At 53.6% G+C, this 17,759-nt stretch carries 12 protein-coding genes and 1 pseudogene; 7 read left to right on the forward strand and 6 right to left on the reverse strand.

Going from position 1 to position 17,759, the window contains the following annotated elements; genetic code table 11:
- Positions 1–49: 49 nt before the first annotated feature.
- The 4 genes from LIW51_RS35515 to LIW51_RS35530 all read left to right on the forward strand — a co-directional run bounded on the left by LIW51_RS35515 (position 50) and on the right by LIW51_RS35530 (position 6,388).
- Positions 50–1,339, forward strand: coding sequence for a thermonuclease family protein (locus LIW51_RS35515; protein WP_227380248.1), 1,290 nt, complete (start codon positions 50–52; stop codon positions 1,337–1,339).
- A 1,032-nt stretch (positions 1,340–2,371) separates the two neighbouring features.
- On the forward strand, positions 2,372–2,932 hold the full coding sequence (locus LIW51_RS35520; protein ID WP_227380249.1) for a DNA polymerase domain-containing protein: 561 nt from the start codon (positions 2,372–2,374) through the stop codon (positions 2,930–2,932).
- Positions 2,933–3,148: 216 nt separating this feature from the next.
- Positions 3,149–5,902: a bacterio-opsin activator domain-containing protein gene (locus LIW51_RS35525; protein WP_227380250.1), complete on the forward strand. Its 2,754-nt coding sequence runs from the start codon at positions 3,149–3,151 to the stop codon at positions 5,900–5,902.
- Positions 5,903–5,998: 96 nt separating this feature from the next.
- Entirely contained in the window at positions 5,999–6,388 is a 390-nt protein-coding gene (locus tag LIW51_RS35530; protein ID WP_227380251.1) for a HalOD1 output domain-containing protein, read from the forward strand.
- Between the two features lie 4 nt (positions 6,389–6,392).
- Here the strand turns inward: LIW51_RS35530 and LIW51_RS40290 are convergent, their stop codons facing one another.
- From LIW51_RS40290 to LIW51_RS35540, 3 genes are all read right to left on the reverse strand, one after another.
- Complete coding sequence (locus tag LIW51_RS40290) at positions 6,393–6,599, reverse strand: DUF7344 domain-containing protein (RefSeq protein ID WP_438267503.1); 207 nt, start codon at positions 6,597–6,599, stop codon at positions 6,393–6,395.
- A 622-nt stretch (positions 6,600–7,221) separates the two neighbouring features.
- Positions 7,222–8,373, reverse strand: a complete 1,152-nt coding sequence (locus LIW51_RS35535; protein ID WP_227380252.1) for an amino acid ABC transporter substrate-binding protein — start codon at positions 8,371–8,373, stop codon at positions 7,222–7,224.
- A 114-nt stretch (positions 8,374–8,487) separates the two neighbouring features.
- The gene (locus LIW51_RS35540) at positions 8,488–8,880 is read right to left on the reverse strand and encodes a hypothetical protein (RefSeq protein ID WP_227380253.1); all 393 of its coding nucleotides are present in this window, start codon (positions 8,878–8,880) and stop codon (positions 8,488–8,490) included.
- A 398-nt stretch (positions 8,881–9,278) separates the two neighbouring features.
- On the opposite strand from LIW51_RS35540, the gene LIW51_RS35545 reads away from it, so the two are divergent.
- The 3 genes and pseudogenes from LIW51_RS35545 to LIW51_RS38980 form a co-directional block, all read left to right on the forward strand.
- Positions 9,279–9,695: a hypothetical protein gene (locus tag LIW51_RS35545; RefSeq protein ID WP_227380254.1), complete on the forward strand. Its 417-nt coding sequence runs from the start codon at positions 9,279–9,281 to the stop codon at positions 9,693–9,695.
- 339 nt (positions 9,696–10,034) lie between these two features.
- Positions 10,035–12,698, forward strand: coding sequence for a lamin tail domain-containing protein (locus LIW51_RS35550; protein ID WP_227380255.1), 2,664 nt, complete (start codon positions 10,035–10,037; stop codon positions 12,696–12,698).
- Between the two features lie 46 nt (positions 12,699–12,744).
- A pseudogene (locus tag LIW51_RS38980) lies at positions 12,745–12,894 on the forward strand (helix-turn-helix domain-containing protein); the annotation flags it as partial.
- A 265-nt stretch (positions 12,895–13,159) separates the two neighbouring features.
- Here LIW51_RS38980 and LIW51_RS35555 read toward each other — a convergent pair.
- The 3 genes from LIW51_RS35555 to LIW51_RS35565 form a co-directional block, all read right to left on the reverse strand.
- Entirely contained in the window at positions 13,160–13,849 is a 690-nt protein-coding gene (locus LIW51_RS35555; RefSeq protein ID WP_227380256.1) for a hypothetical protein, read from the reverse strand.
- A gap of 102 nt (positions 13,850–13,951) precedes the next feature.
- Positions 13,952–15,739, reverse strand: a complete 1,788-nt coding sequence (locus tag LIW51_RS35560; protein WP_227380257.1) for a hydantoinase B/oxoprolinase family protein — start codon at positions 15,737–15,739, stop codon at positions 13,952–13,954.
- Positions 15,732–17,744, reverse strand: coding sequence for a hydantoinase/oxoprolinase family protein (locus LIW51_RS35565; RefSeq protein WP_227380258.1), 2,013 nt, complete (start codon positions 17,742–17,744; stop codon positions 15,732–15,734). Before LIW51_RS35565 ends, LIW51_RS35560 begins: the two co-directional genes overlap by 8 nt.
- Positions 17,745–17,759 lie beyond the last annotated feature (15 nt).

Here is a 17,759-nt window from a genome sequence, read left to right on the forward strand (position 1 = left end):
ATACTTTCTATGGTAAGATTAAAGTAATAAAAGACGCATAGTGACGGCTATGGGAAGTTCGCTCAATCGAGATGAAGAATACACGGTGACTGTTACGAATGTTAGCGACGGAGATACGTTCGACGCTGAATTCTCGGATGGCTCCAGCGAAGAACTCCGGATTATCGGAGTAGATTCCCCTGAAACCACTCAAAACAAGGAACACGAACGACCAGAAGAGTGGGAAGGGATTGAGGATCTCGAATATCTCGGCAAATGGGGCGAAAAAGCGTCAAAATTCGCAAAGGAGACTGTCCATAAGGCGACACTCACGGTATCATTTGATCCTAATGAACCAATCCGCGATCAGTACGATCGGCTCCTCGTCTATGCCTCTTATTCGACAGACGAGGGTGAGCCTGTCCTCTATAACAAGGAACTGATTCAACGCGGTTACGCTCGTGTGTATGATTCAGGGGCCGCAAAGCATGATGAACTGTGGCAAGCTGAACGAGACGCAAAAAAGCAACAGCATGGTGTCTGGAAAGAAAGCGATCCAGCAGCTTCATCCGAAATCCGAGATCATGATGTGTCAACTTTATTTTTCCCTTATACAAGCAGTATTCGAAGCGAGAGTGGTACAATCGATTCAAAACGGGTACCCGTCTTTGCGGGTGAACAGGCCGAACAACAACTAAATGGCGACAAGAGTATCGAGTATTCTAATCCACCATTGGTAGCAGTAGACCCAGATGCTCGCCTCGGAATGCTTGGCAGTCTCTTTATCAATGAAGAATATGAGAAAAGTGAAGAATTTCCCGTCGATACGTCGGACTTTGGGAATTTCGTCTTTCTTATAAATCTTCTCACCTCTCTATCAGAGCGTTCAAAAGATGTCCTCATTGATGGGGGACATGGTCAATTTGCAGGAGAAGCTTCTCTCTCTGCAGAGGATGTAGCATATTACCAACGGTATCTTGAGGGCCAAGGTGGAATCAAATTCGAGCAGAACAATACATTGACGACAGAGTTCCTCGATTTGGGGCGTGCACTCCTCATCACGACGCCAGTAGAGCCATTCACAGAGGATGAAATCGAAACGATCAGTACATTCAGAGATGATGGTGGAGCAGTTATTTTGCTCGGAAGTGCAGCGGCCTCGACTGAAGCTTGTAAGAATCTCAATGCGCTTGCGTCGGGACTTGGATCTGACCTTCGGCTTAATGATGACAAAATCACTAGTAAAAATGAGAATGTAAATGAGAATCCAGAACTTCTCTCAACATCTCTATTCAACGATTCATTTCCCCTTTTCGAAGCCTACAGCAAACAATCTACAGCAATAGAATCTGCCGAGTGATTCCACCTTACAAGTCAGAAAAAAGATAATATTGGCTACCCTGTCGATTTCCACTCGATACACAGATAGCCAATATTCTCACGGGAAAGCCTTGTACAGCTAAATTCCTAGTCGCTGATAACGCTTGTTCAGTCGCTGAGAAAGGAGGACTCGCCCCTCGTCTTTTCTTCGTCGGTTTGAGAAGAACCCTCCAACCAAGGACAGATGGACATCACCAGATGAGCGATTTTCGATGTCCAAGACGGAGATTCCGACTTTCGTTGTAGCATTGTAACGTGATCATCTATCTTCGCCAGTCGTTGCTCGATATCTTCTTCAAAATGTGTCAGAGTATCTCGATCGATATGTGGATTCTTTCGGAAGCGTTCCAAATCCGATCTAATATCGAGTAAAGTGCGTGCTCGTTCTTCTGGGTCTTGGTTTGCCGCTCGATCCAACCGTCGTTTGATGTGATTAACTAAAGACTTCTTCATCGTTCCCCCACCCGGTGCTAATGCTGTGGATAGTGATCAGTGGCAACCCGGTGTAACCGCATACCAGGTAAGCTATTATCCATTAAATTTCTACTGGTAGATTCGACGGTTTTATCCTGATCGATATGATTCTATATTCTTCAAAATTCCCGTGAAAACGATTACAACATATCTCATGCGTGTATACTCACTAATGCTGATTCTCTATTTTAACGATCTCACATAGATTCACAATTGGTTCGATCGCTGCTGTCGCTCGTGTTTTCACTTTCAGCGGTTCGGTTCTGGCACTAAATAAACAAAATAATTACAAGAAAAACTTCCGAGATACATATATACACAGTTATATATGTGGGTATGGCTCACACTGTATCGAAATTGTTTTCTAATTTCCGCTGTTGACTCCCGCGTATCACTCTAGAATTCAGGGAGATATTCTTTGGGAGACTGTTCGAGTTTGAGACCAACGCAAGCGTATATCCTTGGTCTCTCAGTCAATATTTTCCATCGAGTGGCCACACCCGTACTCGGCGAATAGCTCTCGCGTTACACTGTTCCGATGCGGGATTCGGATGTTGGTGCGTTGACGAAGTACTTTGGGAAGGTCGCTGGTGAAGGCGAATACAAGTATCGAGGGATCGAGTGCCGCCAGCGGAGCTCGCCATCGTATATTGATGAAGCGCAGAAAGCGTTGATTCGAGCGGTGGATGAGTACCGTGACCCAGAGGCGGTTTGTGAGGAATTGCGGTCGTGGGTGGATCGGCTCGAGCGTGGGGCGGTCGATCCGAGTGAGTTGGTGATCACGAATCGTGTTTCGAAAAAACGGGAGGACTACACGCAGTCGACGCGGAGTGTGACGGCATTAGAGCGGGCGGCTGATTTGGGACTAGCGCGGTCGCCGGGACAGAGTGTGTCGTACGTGGTGGTGGACGATGCAAAGCAGTCGCGTGAGCGGGTAATGTTGGCAAGTGAGGAGCCAACTGAGTATGATGTTGGATTCTATCGGGAGTTGTTGATTCGGGCGGCAGTGAGTGTATTGTCACCCCTAGGCTGGCGTGAATCGGATATTGAGCAGGAGTTAGGACAGTATACTGAGTCGAGTTTGGCGTCGTTCGGGTGAAACTGCTATTCGATTGCTGTGATCTTCGTCCATTCGGTGCTCATCACATTTGATTATTTCTCGCGTTTCTACGGGTTTGAAATCAGTACTGATTAATTTCTATTGACAGAATATTTTTTGCGCGTCCATGGTTAGCGTAGAGGTGTGAGTTCGTCCGTGCCATCACCTGCGACTGTGCTTGACGTATTCGACACTCTCGGTTCACCAGGCACACCGGTGACCACCACAGAGGTCGCCGACGAATTCGACTGCACTGATCGGACGATCTACAACAAATTGGACGCACTTGTCGATGAAGGCGTGCTCGAAACGAAAAAGGTCGGTGCTCGGGGACGGGTGTGGTGGCGACCATCCAATGGGATTCAATGCCATGATTCCACCGATGGTATCGAACATCCGCATAGAGCACTTGAGTCAGCGGTTGACCAGCTGTACAAGCGTGACCTGAGCGCGGTCTACACGCTCGATGCAGACCTCCGACTTACATACCTCAACGAACGAGCTGAAGCGTGGCTCGGCATCACTGAATCTGAGGTGCGTGGCGAGTTTATTTGGGATGTCTTTGAGTACGATGAGTCCGCCGATGAAGCGTTTCATGACGCTCTCGATTCCCAGGACCTGGCACATTTCGTGACATCTTTCGACCAATGTGGCCGGTGGTTCGACATTAACGTTTATCCCTCTGACTCTGGCCTCTCCATCTATTTTACCGATATCACTGAGCGCAAGAAGGCCGAGAAGGATCTGCGCAAGCGGGCCGAGCTGGATGCCTTCCGCATCACGCTCACTGACGAACTCCGCCCGATAGCCGACCCCGTCGAGATTCAACACGAGGCCGCCCGCGTCCTCGGCGAGCAGCTGGATGTTGACCGCGCCTATTACAGCGAGGTTCTCGCAGATGAAAACACAAACCTCGTTCACGCCGACTATTACGGAGGAGATGTCCCATCCGTTGTCGGCGAGCACCAGCTTGACGAGTATGGCGAGTACGTCGTAGACGGGTTTCAGACTGGTGACACCCTGGTGGTAAATGACGTTGCGACCGATTCAGAGCTGCGCGGCGAGGAACGAGCCGCGTACCAGGAAATGGAAATCACTTCATGCATCGGCGTCCCACTTGTTAAGAACAGTCAACTCACTGCATATTTCGTCGTCACTCAGTCGACGCCTCGAGAGTGGACGGAGACCGAAATCGCGATGGTCGAAGAGACGGCCGAACGCACGTGGGCGGCGGTCGAGCGCGCTCGCGCCGAACAAGCTCTACGTGAGAATGAGGAGCGATTGCGGCAGGCCAGTGAATCCCTCGAACGACTCAACACCGCGAGCCGCGAGCTGATAGACGCCAATACGGAGACGATCAGCGACCGCGTCGCCGAACTCACGAGGGACGTTCTCAGCGTGGAGTACGCCGCGCTCTGGCGCTACGATGAGGCGGCTGGCGAACTCCGAGAGGACACTAGTCACACAGCCCTAGAGACAGACTCCGATGCGGTTCGACTACCAGACGAATTCTCCGACCAGGTCTGGCAGACGTTCATCGGCGACGATCTCGACGTCGACAACGACCTCAACGTCCCCGAGAGTATGTCGTCGAAGCCGCCACTGCGAAGTCGTGTGCTCGTTCCACTGGGGAGACACGGCGTCATCTGTGCTGGCTCGACTCGACCCAAGATGTTCGACGAGCGGACAGTCGACCTCGTGGAAACGGTCGCGGCGACCATCGAAACCGCGTGGGACCGCGCCGACAGCGAACAGGAGTTGCTGCGGCGAAACGAGGAATTGACACGTCTCGACCAGCTCAACACGCTCATTCGAGCGATTGATCAGGCACTTGTGCAGGCTGGTACGGTCACCGAGATCGACCAGTCCGTCTGTGAGCGACTCGCAGATTCCGATCTCTACGAGTTTGCGTGGATCGGCGAATTCGATGCTGTCAGGGGAACGGTTGAACCACGGCAGTGGGCTGGTATCGATAGTAGTATTGTCGAGGATCGCACGATTACTATTGGCGACAGTACGACGGACCAAAATCCTGTGGCCACCGCGGTGCGTACTCGGGACACGCAGATCGTTGCCGATATTGCCACTGATCGGCGAATTGGGTCATGTCGGGAAGACATTCTCGAGCAAGGTGCCCGTTCGTGCATCAGTATACCGTTGGAATATGAGGAAACATTGTATGGCGCTCTAACCGTCTATGCCGCTCAGCCACACCCCGAAGAACGCAATCAGCGTGTCTTAGATGAACTTGGGCAAACGGTTGCGCATGCAATTAACGCTGCCGAAAAACAAGAGACCGTCCAAACGGACAATGTCGTCGAACTTACGATCCAGATCCAGGAGCCAGGAACGGTGCTCGCACGACTTGCTCGAAATGCCGATGTACAGCTCCAATTCAAGGGTATCGTTCCTGTTGGAAACGGTTCTTCGCACGTGTTTTTCACAGGGAGTCAGACGGCAGCTGATACTATTCAGACTGCTGGAACGAACCTCGCTGCCATCACAACGATCGCTCGTATCGCCGAGCACGGTGAGAATTGCCTGTTCAGAGTGACCGTGTCTGGCTCACCGCTTGCTTCACAGCTTGCCACCCAGAAAGGCGCAGTACGCACGCTCACATTCGATAGAACCGCTGCAATTGCAGTCGTGGATCTTCCCTCGACCACTGACGTTCGGACGTATATCGATGATCTCCAACGTACCTATTCCTCGGTGAAGCTTACGTCACGTCGGTCGTGTGACCGTTTGCCCGAATCAGTTCAAGATGTTCCGATGGCGATCAAAGAGCCACTCACCGACCGTCAAGAAGGCGTGCTTAAACTTGCGTACCTGAGTGGATTTTTCGAATCACCACGGGAGAGTACTGGCCAAGAGATTGCGGATATGCTGGACGTTTCCCCCCCGACATTTACACAGCACCTCCGGGCGGCCCAGCAGAAGGTCTTCGCACTTGCTTTCGACAAGGAGTGACGCAATCTCTCTATTTCAGTATTTAGGTGCTCTATTGACTTCTATTTCATTATCGTGGTAGAAAGTCCTTGTAACATCCCTCTCTAAATAGAGCTAATGACTAAGCACACTTCCAGCGAGAATCGGTCAGTCGATCTTGAAAAGAGACTCCGAGAAGACCGAGTCGGATATGACCCAGAGACAGAGACCTATTACGCTCAATACGATATAGAGAATGTCGATGAATTAACGACCTCGATCACTCGATCAGTGTCTGCAGTCACGGGGGACCCACCTCAGGAGTTCGGCCCATTATACGATGTAATCGATCCGGACGCACTCGAAGATTTGTTTGATAAATTTAGACGTAACGCACCCGACCACGGTGGGGTGTATGTCACCTTTAAGTTCGCATCATGTGAAATAGCAGTCAGCTGGGATGGTGAGATTCAAATCACCCCGCCACAGGACGTGTCATCGGCAATATCAGACTGCGGCCAAGTCTGAGTGCCTAATCTAGCCGGTACTCATCGAGATACGTCAGCAGCGATTCAACTCGCGGGTCGTTACGATAGCGGATTGTCTTCGTCCGTTTGTCAAACTCGATGAGTCCAATATTAGCAAGTTTCGGAAGATGATGGTGGAAGAGCGTGACTTCAATCTCGTCAAGAGAATCCGCCTTGTTGCCATGCTCTCGCGCTGCGATATCTTCGACCAGTTACTGTATCGTCGCACTGTTGGACGATCCGTTGGATAGGTAAGCGAGCACGCAGCGTCTTCGTCGGTTAGCGAGGACCGCGAAGAAATGACCAGGGACGTCATGGAACGAGGTGTCTTGGTGGTTGGTCTGTTCCTCCCGGGATGGTGGGCCTGTATCGTCGTTTTCAGTGGGAAAGTCAGTCAATATCTGCTAGCTTAACCTGATTCTACAAAACTACTTGGGCAACTCACAGGAAGCAATTGGTGTGTTCTCACGGGCGTTACGAAAGCCACGTGGATAGATTGGCTCGGTATTCCTGACAAGTTCGCTGTCGATATCGATGTCTGTTCTGTCATACGATTCTCGTTCATCGTCGATAGGAGGTTGGTTACAACGTTGTAATAGAGGGGGATCGCGTTTGCGATCCCCTCCGTTTTGCAGAAAATGACGCACTCCACAGTAACCGTACAACCGTTACCACCATGTGTCACCGCCAACGTGGTGTGACTCTCATAGGTGTTATCGCTCTCTGGAGAAAGAGAACACGTCGGGCATTCTGGTAGTCACCTCTTGTGGGATATTGGCACTGTGATGGGTGTCGATATCGTAATAGGTTTCGAAGATGATTGTGTAGCATGTACTAAATTGGATACACCGGCGTGACGTGCCGGCTGATCTGGGGCCATACGACGCGTTGTACATCCCCCTGCCATTGGATGATAACCGGCGTCTGGCCCACTTGCTCACCCGTGTCAGGATCGATTTGAAACCGGCCGAAGAATGCCGTGAAGTTCGCTGCTTCCGCTGTAGCCAGTAACTGTTGTTGATCGATAGTTCTCGAGGTAGGATCGTAGGCGTCTCCCAGAGCGATACATGTCTGGATGACAATTCCTGTAGCGAATGCTTGAACGGCTGGATAGTCTGAGGGCTGCACAGCGGTCGTTTCTAAGATGTTCACAATGTCTGTTGGTGAGGGGCCGTACTCGGGAGTAAACGTGGGAGTGGGCTCCCATTGACTGGGCCCGCATACGCCGTGGGCCGTCTCGCCGAGCTGTTCGCCGAACGCTGAGATACCGGCTGCCACCGCCCCGATTGCTTTTATATCGATATCGTGGATTACCAGTTCGCGCACGAGCCGGACATCGTCTTCGAACGATCCCGCCGAGAGCACCACGTCCGGCTCGACGTCACGAAGGGAATCGACAAGCAACGCAGTATCATCCAGCGGTGGCTCCCACGGGTGTTCCTTGGCGATAGCAAAGTCCAAGTCACGTGCTCGAACTTTCGCACCGGAGGCAACTGCCTCGCCGAACGAACCGCTTCTCGACCAACACAGTGCAATCCGCGACGCTGATCGATCCAATTGACGAATTAGTTCGAGCAAGCCATGGAAATATCGGCTTGCCGGTGCGAGAATGCTGACAAGCCACTGGAAGCCCTCATCGTAGAGTGCGTCGGTTGCGCCGCTGTGATTCCAGAGAACCGTTTCGTGGGTGTCAGCGACAGGTGCTGCGGCTAGCGTCAGTGAGCTAGCGTATGGGCCGAGCAGGATGTCGATCTTGTCATCTCGAAGTAGCCGTTTTGTCAGGCGCTCGGTAACAGCTGGCCGACTTTCATCGTCGTAGTGGATTAACTCAAGTGCCACTCGTTGCCCGTCATTAACCCTGACCCCACCACGCTCGTTCGCCCAGCGAATCCACTGTTTGATCCCTGTGAGTACTTGTATTCCCTGACGACTGAACCGGCCACTTTGAGAAACGGGTAAGCCGACGGTGAGGGAGGTGGAAGTCACGGAGAGTCACTCCAATCATTGAGACTGGATCGTTTATTCTTGGGCACCGACACAGTGAGTACAATAGCCACGAAATCAAAGTATTCAGTAAACGATTCGTTCATGGAGAACCGATCACTCATGACACTCCTCATAGACGAAAAGCAGGTTCCGTAGATTGAACCCATCACCATGTTTGTGTTCAACGCGACGATCGTAGAGCGGAATGAGATTCAGTTGTGGGTTCGTAAACGCGGGCTCGACGGTCCAATCGAGAAGCCACGCGCGATCGTGGAACCAGATCTGATCACCGATAGTGTTAAACACACGTATCAGCATCTCACGTACACGTTTCGACCCTGTCTCCTCCTGGGTTTCTTCACTGGAGAATTCGTAGGTCGCGGTGATAGGAATTGTGCCATCGCGGAAGGCCTGCTCTCGAGCGAGGTAGATACATTTCACGCCTGCCTCGCGGAGGTGTACAACGAGTTCATCCGGCGTCAGCACAGCGTTCGATTCCCAAACCATGGTAGAGATTCACGTGCCAGCCAATAAAGGAAGTATCCCCTCTGAAATGCACCTTTAGTATTTGCTGGGTGTAAATCCAGTGATACACCAAATGGTCTCCTTTACAATCCTCCTGAAGCCGACAATCTGCGACATCTGGCGACATCGAGATCACCGAAACGCGGAAAGCCTAATCTGCGATAATCGAAGTCATCCTACTATCACAGAAACGAGGATGATTGAGTACATCGCAGGCAAATAGCGGCCCCAGCGGGCATGCACTAATGATAAGTATGCTATCGCGAATGATGAGATTCGTGGTCGACTGAATTGACGTTACTTGTATCGGGGGAATCGAGTGTCGCCAACGGAGTACGCCGTCGTATATCGATGAGGCGCAGAAAGAGCTGATTCAAGCGGTGGGTGAGTACCGTGATCTAGAGGCGGTTTGTGAGGTGTTGCGGTCGTGGGTTGATCGGCTTGAACGTGGGGCGGTCGATCCAAGTGAGTTGGTGATCACGAATCGGGTTTCGAAAAATCGGGAGGAGTACACGCAGTCGACACGGAGTGTGGCAGCATTGGAGCGGGCGGCAGATTTGGGGTTGGCTCGTGCGCCTGGTCAGAATGTGTCGTATGTGGTGGTTGACGATGCAAAGCGCTCGCGTGAGCGGGTGATGTTAGCAAGTGAGGAGTTAACCGAGTATGATGTTGGGTTGTATCGGGAGTTGTTGGTTCGTGCAGCAGCGAGTGTGATATCGCCGTTAGGGTGGCGTGAGAAATGTATTGAGCAATTCCTATCGAGTTACGACGAAATCAGTCTCAAATCGTTTCTCTAACGAGTACAAGTTTAGAAGAGGGATCTGTTGCACGCCTGCATCTCCATAGAACCAAAAAATCATGCCTATGTCGAAACTCTCAATCAGTGATGCATTCCTGATATCGTACTGAATAGAGGGCGCATAGTCCGCACGGTAGCTGTCGGTTGCTCCACCATGACCCAGTCGAACTGCTGAAATCAGTCCGGTCCCCGGCGGGACGGGGCCAGTGCGAAATAGGTAACCCGCCAAAATTTTATTTTGTGCTGTCACGGAGAATTATTTTTTATATAAAAATATAATATCCTATTAACCAATAAGGATATTTTTATACATTGGATCAGTGGGTCTACTCGTTTCATGCAACGCCGGAATTACCTCAAGTTGCTGGGCAGTACAGCAGGTGCTCTTTCGATAGGCGCACAACCGACCATCGCAGCCGATTCCGCACTCGATTGTGGCGTCTGGTACGATGGGGAAATCACCGACAACATCGATGGCGACACGTTCGACGTGAAGGTGTACTCCAACAGCACGACCTACAACGTCCGCTGTCTCGGGATGGACACCCCCGAGAAGTCGGGCAACACACGGTACGAGAAGACCGAGGAGTGGGAATTCATCGAGTCCGCAATCCACCTCGAAAACTGGGGCAACAAGGCCAGCCAGTTCGCCAAGGACGAACTCCCGGTCGGCACGAAATGTCAGGTCAAGCTTGACTGTCAGTCCGAGGAAATAGATCAGTACGACCGGCTTCTGGCGAAGATACGGTACGACCGCGACGCCGACGGCACGATGGACACCGTCTGGAACGAGTTAGCCCTCAAGAAGGGGTACGCGCGGGTATATGCCGCGAGCATGAGCAACACTGACGAGTATCTGGGCCACCAGGAGAGTGCCCGCGCCAACGGCAATGGCGTCTGGGGCGGTGCCGACGGATCGGCCTCGGAGTGGCGAAACAACGACGTGGCACAGACGTTCCACCCTCACACCTCCAGTATCAAGACCACGAACGGACAAGTCGCGGATTCGAGAGTTCCGGTCTGGACCGAACCCGAGGCCGTGCAGGAGAACACGGGAAGCGGCACCGTCGATTACAGTAGCGGCAACATCCCCATGGTCGGGGTGGATGAGGCCAACAACCTCGCGTACTTCGGCGGCGTCCCCATCAACGAGAGCTGGGAGTCCGACTCCGACGCGCTGGAACACTTCGTCTTCGTGACGAACCTCATTGACTACCTGAACGACAGCACCGACCCCTCGGGTCCGGTGTTGGTTGATGGCGGACACCACACCTTCAATCAGGACAACGCGATTTCAGGCGAGGACGTTGCCTACTACCAGCGGTACCTCGAAGGTGTGGGCATCGAACTCCACAGCATCAACTCCTACGGCGACTCAACCGGCTACAGTCTGTCGGAGGCCCGGGCGCTCATCGCTTCCAGTAGTCCCGATGCGTGGACCAATTCGGAAATAAACGAAATGAACAACTTCATCAACAACGGCGGCGCGGTCATCCTGATGGGCTCCGGGAGCGAAACTGCTAGCGAGCGGGCCACCCTCGACGACCTCGCGGCGGGCGTTGGGACCGACCTCCGGCTCAACTACGACGACGTCCGGGACGACACCAACAACGTCGGCAACCGAAAGCTCCTCAAGACGACGAACCTGAATACGACGGACTTCTCGCTGTGGAGCGCCTACGGCAGCAGTTCGGGCGGCGGCACCGACGAGTCGGTCATCGAGTTTGGCACCGTCAACCAGTACCCCCACTCGACCCTAAACGACGAGTACGTAGACGTGATGAACACCGGGTCCGCCGATCAGGACATGACCGGCTGGACGCTTGAGAACGCCGACGGCGACACCTACTCGTTCCCCGACAACTTCACGCTGACTGCGGGCGGCACCGTCCGGGTCCACACCGGGAGCGGCACCGACTCCAGCACCGACGGCGACCTCTACTGGGGCGCGTCGATGTTCCGATGGGACAACGACAGCGACACGGCATCCCTCTACGACGACACCGGCACGCTGGTTCGGGACGCCTCGTGGTCAGTCGACGACGTTATCATCCCGACCATCGACGCCGACAACGAGTGGGTTGATTTCAAGAACGTCAGCGCCGACAGCGTGGACATGACCGGCTGGACCGTCGAGGACGAGGCTGGTAACACCTACACCTTCCCTAGTGGCTTCAGCCTCGCGTCCGGCGACACGGTGCGGGTCCACACCGGAAGCGGCACCGACACGACCACCGACCTCTACTGGGGTCGCAGCTCGGGCGTCTGGAACAACGACGGCGACACCGCGTACCTCTACAATGCCAACGACAACTTCGTGCAGAAGCGGACCTACCCTGCGCCGTACAGCGTCTCCGTCACGGACATGAGCCTCGACGGTTCGACCCTCAACGATGAGTGGGTTGACGTGAAGAACGACGGGTCGAGTCTCCTCGACATGTCCGGCTTCACGCTGGAGGACTCGGCGGGCTACACGTACAGCTTTCCCGACTCGTTCACGCTGGGCACAGGTGACACGGTGCGGGTTCACACCGGGAGCGGCACCGACACGACCACCGATCTCTACTGGGGTCGCGGCTCGGGCGTCTGGAACAATGACGGCGACACCGCCCACGTCTACGACGACAACGAGGTGCTGGCCGAGAAGCAGGCCGCCAGCAACCTTGGCAGTAGTTGCGGTTCGAAGATTTGTGTCGGCCAGATCAGCGAGGACGGTTCGACCCTCAACGACGAGTGGGTCGAGTTCGACAATACGAGTAGCTTAGATCAGGACATGACCGGCTGGTCGGTCGAGGACAGCGCGGGCCACCACTACGACTTCCCGGATAACTACACCCTCACCTCGGGTGGCACGGTGCGACTCCACACCGGGAGCGGCACCGATTCCAGCACCGACGGCGACCTCTACTGGGGTTCGGGGTCGGCCATCTGGAACAACTCGGGCGACACGGTCTCCCTCTACGACTCCAGCGGCAACCTCCACACCAAGAAGTCCTACTGAGGCGGGCGTCCTCTTTTCTTTCCGGACGACTGGACTGTTTCTTTTCATGGCGGCGCAACCGACAGGCGACCATGGAGTCAGATCAGGCCATAACCCCGTCGAACTGCTCCAGCAGCTCGGCCTCAAAGAGTACGAAGCGAAGTGTTTCGTCACCCTGACGCGGGTGCCAGAGGTGACAGCGAAGGACATCAGCGAACATTCGTGGCTGGCGCCCCAGTTGAATTCACGGACATTCGCACCGTACGCGAATGTTAGTAGGAACAATCGATTACAACATTGTAATAGAGGGGGATCGCGAACGCGACCCCTCCGTTTCGCAGAAAATGACGCAGAAAAAGACGCACTCCACTGTAGCCAACACATTAGTACCACCATGTGTCACCGCCAAGGCGGTGTGAATCTCGTGTGGTGGTGCCGCCGAAATGGGGGTTCTCCGAACCCCCGTGATTACAACACTATAATCAGCGCCCTCCGTTTCGTTCCGCGTTGGCTTCGTGGGCTCGCATCCACCCCGCTAGATCAGGATGGGCGAACGTGATCTCGATGTGATGGCCACCGACACCCATGGCGTCATCCACCGACAGCGTTCGAGACTCCTTGTAGCTCACGCCTGGGACACGTTCGGCCATCTCCTCCATCACCCGATAGCCGTCGTTCTTGTACGCACAGCCGTAGTGGGTCGCAACCTCCCGATAGCCCAATCGTGCAACCATCACATCGTTCGTCTTGGCGACGTTCTTCGCGTGCTCAAGCACATTGAGATACTTGTCCTCGACTTGCTGACTCTCAGCGCGCTTCTCGCGGAAGTTGACGAGTTCAGTGTTCTGTTCCGAACGCTGGACCGTCTCGAAGAGTTGCCGCCCTGCATTCGAGGCTTCTGCAACGAGATTCGGCGAGTCATCGTCGACGCTTTCTTCAGTCTTGTAATCCCGCACGAGATTGATGAGCCGAGACACTGACGCTCGCACCTGACTGTTTTTCTCTTCTGCGTCGGTGAGATCGTTGATGTCTGCTTGGATGGTCTCGGTCGTCTCTGTAAGACTACTGAGCTGCTGTCGGTTCTCGGCACTCGCTTTCGCCACGTCCTTGCGATAGTGTTCAAGCTCATCGACTCGCTCTTCGAGTTCAACGACACAGTTGGCGAATGTCAAATGTATTCGGAAAGGTCGCTTCATGAATTCTTTCGATGACCTAAAGCGGATTCGTACCTGGACAGATACTCTTAATAGAGCATTGATCTCATCAGTCAGTGATTAGCCCTCCCAATTTCGGTTGTCTGCGTACGCCTCATACGCTGTTCCTAATACTATCCGAAGTGAATCACGGAGTTTCGATGGTTCCACTCCATAATTTTGTTGTGCAGCTTCGAAGGACACGAAGTCAGCCGCAACGTCCTGGGCAATAGCTACTATATCTCGGTTGGCCGGATCGCCGTACCCGCCACCGCCGCCCATACCCACTTCAACACGGTCCCCAGTATCGAGTTTGATATTCCAAGTGGTGCCCAAAGTCTCGTGGTAATCTGCAGTGCGAACGCATTCAGTAGTCGCACCAACCCCGGGACCGCCATTGCGGACACCCCAGGAACCATTCGTAATCCGACCGGTGTACCCGGTCCCGCTGACCGGCCCATGGACGATCTCGAATACGCGCCGGACACCGAGACCACCGCGGAATTCACCGATACCACCGCTGTCAGTGCGGAGTTGATATTCGGAAACTCTGAGCCAAGGATGATCCTGCTCGATAGCTTCGACTGGGATATTCATCTCGTTCTCTAAGGGATTCGTAGTCGCAGGAGCACCGTCGCCGCCAGCAAATCCACCCCATCCTCCACCCGGGAGATCCATGAACACCTCGGTAGTGTCGTCAAATTGCTTGGCGAATACGATAGGAGTAGTACTGTTAAATGCACTTGCGGGGACAATATCAGGTGCGATGACTGCGAGCGCCTGAAGAACAGCATCGAAGACCCGACAGCAGGTTTTCATCCGAGCACGGGTGGCCGTCGGTTCGGACGGATTCACGAGCGTTCCCTCCGGGATGTCTATGTGGATCGGTCGATAGATTCCTGAACTAACTGGAAGGTCTGAGCCGCCAATCGCTGCTAATACCGCAAAGTAGGCTGCAGAATAAGTTGACGCGATCGGGGAGTTAATATAACCTGCGACTTCAGAGGCAGTCCCATCGAAGTCAACAGTGATGTCATCATGGTTAATCGTAACCTCGACGTGGACAGTTGTGTCTGCTTCAGCAACGGCTGGCGGTTCGTCAATCTCGACCGTCTCTGTACCTGTTGCAGTTGCGTTTGGTAAGCTCACGAGACGTGAACGCATGAAGCGTTCTGCGTAGGCATCGAGCTCATTCAGGGCAGTTGCGTAGATGTCCGTCCCGTACTTGGTTGCTATCTCTCGCAACCGTTCGACGCCTCTGCGGTTTGCGGAAAGCTGTGCCTTGAAGTCTCCAATGACGTATTCTGATGCGCGAACGTTCGTAGCTAAAATATCGAGGAACACATCGTAGGCCTCTGTGTCAGTGGTGAGCCTGAGCGGGCGGAATCTGAATCCTTCACCATACGTTGTGGCGACCTCCGGGTTTAGACTTGCCGCGCCACCACCGCCCATATCAATGTGATGTGCAATGCTTCCCGCGAAACCGATGCGTTCGTCGTCGATGAAAACCGGCTGGAACGCGATAATATCCATTATGTGCTGTCCACCGTGATACGGATCGTTGAAAAGGAGGATTTCATCCTCCTCCAGATCATTGGCAAGTTCCGAGTTCTCACTGAGGGCGTAGGGCATGGATCCTAAATGCATCGGGATATGTTCTGCTTGCGCAACCAGGCCGCCTTCTGGGCCGAACAATGCTGTCGAGCAGTCGCGCGCCTCGCGAATAACTGAAGAGTACGCCGTCCGAAGCAGCGTTTCGCCCATCTCCTCAGCGGCACTCGCAAGTGAATTGCGAATGATTTCGAGCGTGACTGGATCGATTGTAGTCGAATCCGAATCTGACGATGAGGCGGATCCATCTTCAGACATGATTATCACCCTCCTTGGGTTCGATGACTAGATTGTGTGCAGTGTCGACACTGAGTTTCTGGTTTGGAAATACAACTGCGGTACTGTCGGCCATCTGAACAAGAGCTGGTCCGTCGGTTTCGAAGCCTGGCGGTAGAGATGTGCGCTGATACATCCCGGCATCGTGCATTTCGTTATCGAGATATACCGCTCTCGTTTCCGGATTTGGTGTCCCATCGGTTCTCCAGTCAATGTTCGGTACCTCGGTTGGGACTGAGATACCGACTCTAAACGTAACGAGTTCGAGTTCACTGTCCATGACGAAGCCGTACTTCTCTTCGTGTCGAGTCCGGAATCGAGTCGATAGATCCTCGAGACCCGAGTCGTCCATTTCGTCGATGACAACACGCAACTCATGTGCTTGCCCGGCAAATCGAACGTCAACCGATCGCTCTATCGATACCCCTGCCGGAAGGGAGAGTCCTGTACGAATCTTCTCCTCGAGTGTCGCAAACAGGGTCTTTAACTCGTCTGATGAGATCGCAGAAAGCGACGTAATATCGGTCCGGCTGGCAGTACGGCGAACGTCGGAATAGAGCAGCCCAATGGCCGATAGGATCCCCGGTTGCGGCGGGATAATAACTCGTTCCATGTCGAGTTCACGTGCGAGATATGGCGCGTGTAATGGACCTGCCCCGCCGAATGCAACTAAGCCGAATCCACGCGGGTCGATACCTTCTTTAACGCTGATTACACGAGCGCTTTCGACCATGTTCATGTTGATTAACTCGTAGATTGAATGAGCTGTTTCAATTGGTTGCTGATCGAGTTGATCTGCAAGGCTTTTGACCGCTGCTTCGGCCGCCGCAACGTTCAGCTCGATTGCCCCTTCGCCCAATTTCACATCTGGGTTCATCAGACCTAACAAGAGATTTGCGTCTGTTACCGTGGGTTCGGTGCCACCTCGCCCATAACAAGCAGGACCGGGATTGGCTCCTGCAGACCGAGGGCCAACCTTCAGTAGTCCTCCCTCATCGAGATAAGCGATCGAACCGCCTCCGGCACCGATGGTACGTATGTTGTACATCGGCACAGAGACCGATTGTTCACCAATGTCTCCTTCTGTTGTTATCTCGGGTGTACCACCACGGACAAGACTCATATCGGCACTTGTTCCGCCCATGTCGAAGGTGAGTACATCATCGGAACCAGATCGTTGCGCACTGTCCAATGCCGCTACGACTCCTGCTGCAGGACCTGAAACGCCGAGATTGACGGGTAACTCCGAAGCTTCATCGGCTGGTACGACGCCACCATCCGATCGCATCACGAGTACTTGGTCGGTTTCACACTTCGCGTCGATTTCGTCGGTAAGGCGTTCGAGATACGCTTCTGCGACGGGACGAGTATATGCGTTGAGAGAAGTGGTATTCGTACGCTCGTACTCTCGAAACACAGGGAGAACTGCGCTCGAAATCGAAATCGGGACATCTAGGTGTTCGCGAAGACGGATAGCGGCTTGGCGTTCGTGTTCGTCGTTCACATAGGCATGCAGAAAGCAGACTGCGACCGATTCCACATCAGTGTCTGAAATGAGAGTGGCGATGGTGTCGAGTTCGTCCATATTCAACGGTTCGATAACTTCGCCGGTCGGTCCGATCCGCTCTGGTACTCCGAAGCACCGATGGCGAGAGACAAGTGGTTCCTGTCGTTGATATCGAAGATCGTAGATGTCATCGCGATCCTGCCGATCGATGACGAGAATGTCTTCAAATCCCGCAGTAGTGATCAAAGCAGTTGTTGCTCCAGTTCGCTCTAAAATTGCATTCGTAACGACGGTTGTGCCATGAGAGACGCGAGCAGCCTCAGCGATTCCGCTCGTCTCGAAGGCGTTACTGACGGCTCGCTCAGGTGCATCCGAAACGGATGGCGTCTTGACGACCGTATAGATGCCCGTCGCCGGATCGACCGCGATGAAGTCGGTGAAGGTTCCACCGATATCTACGCCTATGTGGTTTGATTCCATAGGGCACACACCACA

This window comes from Haladaptatus halobius (assembly GCF_020618475.1).
Classification (GTDB): Archaea; Halobacteriota; Halobacteria; order Halobacteriales; family Haladaptataceae; genus Haladaptatus; species Haladaptatus halobius.